The following is a 3,809-nucleotide window of genomic DNA, read 5'->3' as shown; positions in this document are numbered from 1 at the left end:
CCCGACCATGCCCGGTTTCCTGCCCCGCCTGTCCGCGCTGCTGCTGCTCCTGTGCCTGCTGGCGGGAGGACTGCCTGCGCAGGCCATGCATGCCCCGGCGCCGTCCGCGGGCGCGGCGCACGCGGACGCCATGCACGGCTGCCACGACGCCGGCGCCACCGCGGCGCCTGCCCACGGCGACCCTGCCATGCCGGCCCCGTCCGCCGGCGACTGCTGCGAGGACGGCGGCTGCGGCGGCACCGGCGGTTGCGGCCTGGCCTGTGCCTGCCCGCTGGCCGCCGCCGCCCCCGCGCCACCGGCCTGTGCCATCGGCAAATCCACCGCCGCCGCGCCGCCGGCTGCTCCGGAATGCGGCGATCCCGGTCGGGTACCCGTGCCACCGCGACGACCTCCCATCGCCTGAAGCCACGCGCAAGCCACCGGTGCGACGCCCCTGCGTCGCGCTTCCTTCGCGTGCGCCCCACGGCGCCCCCAGCGGATCTTCGCCATGTCCCCGTCCCGGGATGCTTCCTTCCTGCCGGCTTCGCCGGCGCGCCGCCGCTTCGTCCAGGGCCTGGCCCTGGCCGGCGTGGCCGGCAGCGGCCTGCTGCGCGGCAACGCGCTGGCCATGACCCCGGCCGTGCTCAGCGGCCACGACTTCGACCTGGCCATCGGCCAGACCCTGCTCGACATCACCGGCCGCCCGCGCCCGGCGGTGGCGGTCAACGGCCAGGTGCCGGCGCCGCTGCTGCGCTGGCGCGAGGGCGACACGGTCAGCGTGCGCGTGCACAACCGCCTGCCCAACGTCCCCAGCTCGATCCACTGGCACGGCATCCTGCTGCCGGCCAACATGGACGGCGTGCCGGGCATGAGCTTCGACGGCATCGCGCCGGGCGAGACCTGGCTGTACCGCTTCACCCTGAAGCAGTCCGGCACCTACTGGTACCACAGCCATTCGCTGTTCCAGGAGCAGGCCGGGCTGTACGGGCCGATCATCGTCGATCCCCTGCAGCCGCCGCCGTACCGCTACGACCGCGAGCACGTGCTGCTGTTCTCGGACTGGACCGACCTGGCCCCGGACGCGCTGTTCCGCCGGCTGAAGAAGGCGCCCGGGTACGACAACCTCTACCGGCGCACCGCCACCGACTTCCTGCGCGACGTGCGCCGCGACGGCCTGCGCGCCACCCTCGCCGAGCGCGGCATGTGGGGGCGCATGCGGATGACGCCCAGCGACCTGTCCGACGTCAACGGCAACACCTATACCTACCTGCTCAACGGGCAACCGCCGGCGGGCAACTGGACCGGGCTGTTCCGCCCGGGCGAGAGGGTGCTGCTGCGCCTGGTCAACGCCGGCGCGATGACCCACTTCGACGTGCGCATCCCGGGCCTGGAGATGACCGTGGTCGCCGCCGACGGCCAGTACGTGCACCCGGTGAGCGTGGACGAACTGCGCATTGCCGCGGCCGAAACCTACGACGTGATCGTCGAGCCCACTGGCCAGGACGCGTACACGATCTTCGCCCAGGACCTGGGCCGCACCGGCTTCGCCCGCGGCACGCTGGCGGTGCGCCACGGCCTGGCGGCGCCGGTGCCGGCGGTGGATCCGCGTCCGCTGCTGGCCATGGGCGACATGGCCCATGGCGGACACGCGGGCCATGGCGGACAGGGCAGGCACCGGACCGGGCACCACGACACCACCGGCCAGGCGCACGCCGGGCACCAAGCGGCGCAGGCGCACGCGGGCCACGACGGGCATGGCGGCCATGCTCCGGCCACGCCACGCGGCGTCGTCCACCCGCCCACTGAAGCCGGCAATCCGCTGGTGGACATGCAGGCCTCGCCCACCGGCCCGCGCCTGGACGATCCGGGCATCGGCCTGCGCGGCAACGGCCGCCGGGTGCTGGCCTATGCCGACCTGCGCAGCCTGTTCGAGGATCCGGATGGACGCGAGCCGGGCCGCGAGGTCGAGCTGCACCTGACCGGGCACATGGAGAAGTTCGCCTGGTCGTTCAACGGCGTGCCCTTCGCCTCGGCCGAACCGCTGCGCCTGAACTACGGCGAGCGCGTGCGCATCGTGCTGGTCAACGACACGATGATGCACCACCCCATCCACCTGCACGGGATGTGGAGCGACCTGGAAGACGCGCAGGGCCGCTTCCAGGTGCGCAAGCACACCGTGGACATGCCGCCCGGCACCCGCCGCAGCTACCGCGTGCGCGCCGACGCGCTCGGCCGCTGGGCCTTCCACTGCCACCTGCTCTACCACATGGAGGCCGGGATGATGCGCGAGGTGCGCGTGGAGGAATCCGCATGAAGCGCCTGCTCCCGATGCGCATCCTTCCCGCGATCCTGCTCGTGCTGCCTCCGGGTGTTGTTCCGGCGGCAGCCCGGGAGGGCGGCCACGGCGACCATCGCCGGCCTGTGTCCGCCCAGCCAGCGTCCGCGGTTCATGACCACCACGCCGGGCATTCCGGGGCCGCGCCGCGCCCGTCCGCGCACGACCCGGATGCCGGCCACGCAGAGGCCACGTCCGCGGCGCCTGATGCCCCCGGACACGGGCACGGGCACGGGCACGGGCACGACGGCCATGCCAACCATGCGACGACGTCGCACGGAGCCCACGACCACGCGCCTGCGCCTGCGCCTGCACAGGCCCCGCATGGCACGCATGCGCAGCGCGCGTCCCATGCCCATGTCACCCATGACGACCTGGCCCCTGCCGCGACCCCGCCGCATGACCACGCCGCGCATGCCATGCCTCAGGCACATGGCGCAGCTCCGGCACAGCCGGCCCCCCGCGAGCCGATCCCGCACCCGACCGACGCCGACCGCGCCGCGGCCTTTCCCCCGTTGCGGCATGGCCACGCCCACGGCGGCGGTATCAACAGCCTGGTCCGCTTCGACAGGCTGGAGGGCTGGGATGCGGATCCGGGCACCGGCCAGGCCTGGGAGGCCAGGGCCTGGGTCGGCGGCGACGTGCAGCGCCTGTGGCTGCGCAGCGAAGGCGAGCGCGAGGACGGGCGTACCCTTGCCGCGGACCTGGAGGTGTTCTACGGCCGCGGCATCAGTCCCTGGTGGGACCTGCTGGCCGGCGTGCGCCACGACTTCGCCCCGGGCGACAGCCGCACCTGGGCTGCACTGGGGGTGCAGGGCATGGCCCCGTACAAGTTCGAGGTGGCGGCCACTGCCTACCTCGGCAGCGGGGGCCGCACCGCGCTGCGTGCCGAGGTCGAATACGAGCTGCCACTGACCCGCCGGCTGCTGCTGCAACCCAAGCTGGAACTTGAGCTGCACGACCGGGACGATGTGCGCCGTGGCATCGGTACCGGCCTGTCCACCGCCGAGGCCGGGGTGCGGCTGCGCTGGGCGGCCACGCCGCGGTTCGCGCCCTACTTCGGCGTGGTCCACGAGCGCAGCTTCGGCGATACCCGCCGCTACCGGGTCGCGGAACATGGCCAGGCGCGCGACACCCACTGGGTCGCCGGCCTGCGCTGGTGGTTCTGAGCGACGCAGCCCCGGGCAGGGCCCCCTAGGGGAGGCCCTGCCCGGGTTCTTCGCCGACGCCGGCGCGGCGCGAGGCGTCGAGGCGCCCGACCAGTTCGACTGCGGCCTCGTACGCCTGTGCCATGTCTTCCAAATGCGTCCGGTCGCCATCGCGGCGGTATGCGTGCAGCGCGAATCCCAGCAGGTTGAGCCGGTTGCGCAGTTCATGCAGCAGCAGCTCATCTCCCTCGGGCTGGCTCATGGCGGTTGCGCCTCGATCGGTAGTGGGCCGACGACAGCCCGCGGGCGTGGCGGCGGCCGGCCCCGGGATGATGCGGCGGCCGCCG

The 3,809-nt window shown here is 73.7% G+C and carries 4 protein-coding genes; 3 read left to right on the top strand and 1 reads right to left on the bottom strand.

Translation table 11 applies throughout. From position 1 onward, the window contains the following. The 3 genes from B351_RS17925 to B351_RS18230 form a co-directional block, all read left to right on the top strand. Positions 1-403, top strand: a 403-nt coding sequence (locus B351_RS17925; RefSeq protein ID WP_232207882.1) for a hypothetical protein, incomplete at its 5' end; no start/stop codon positions are given. Positions 404-487: 84 nt separating this feature from the next. After that, positions 488-2,293 carry a copper resistance system multicopper oxidase gene (locus B351_RS0102350; protein WP_019397451.1) on the top strand — a complete coding sequence of 602 codons (1,806 nt, stop codon included), beginning with the start codon at positions 488-490 and terminating at the stop codon, positions 2,291-2,293. Positions 2,294-2,733: 440 nt separating this feature from the next. Next, positions 2,734-3,483 carry a copper resistance protein B gene (locus tag B351_RS18230; protein WP_407059573.1) on the top strand — a complete coding sequence of 250 codons (750 nt, stop codon included), beginning with the start codon at positions 2,734-2,736 and terminating at the stop codon, positions 3,481-3,483. A gap of 25 nt (positions 3,484-3,508) precedes the next feature. Here the strand turns inward: B351_RS18230 and B351_RS0102340 are convergent, their stop codons facing one another. Continuing rightward, on the bottom strand, positions 3,509-3,724 hold the full coding sequence (locus B351_RS0102340; protein WP_019397449.1) for a hypothetical protein: 216 nt from the start codon (positions 3,722-3,724) through the stop codon (positions 3,509-3,511). Between the last annotated feature and the right edge of the window lie 85 nt (positions 3,725-3,809).

This window comes from Pseudoxanthomonas sp. GW2, from assembly GCF_000283075.1.
Classification (GTDB): domain Bacteria; phylum Pseudomonadota; class Gammaproteobacteria; order Xanthomonadales; family Xanthomonadaceae; genus Pseudoxanthomonas.
This window is presented reverse-complemented; position numbering and strand designations above follow the sequence as displayed.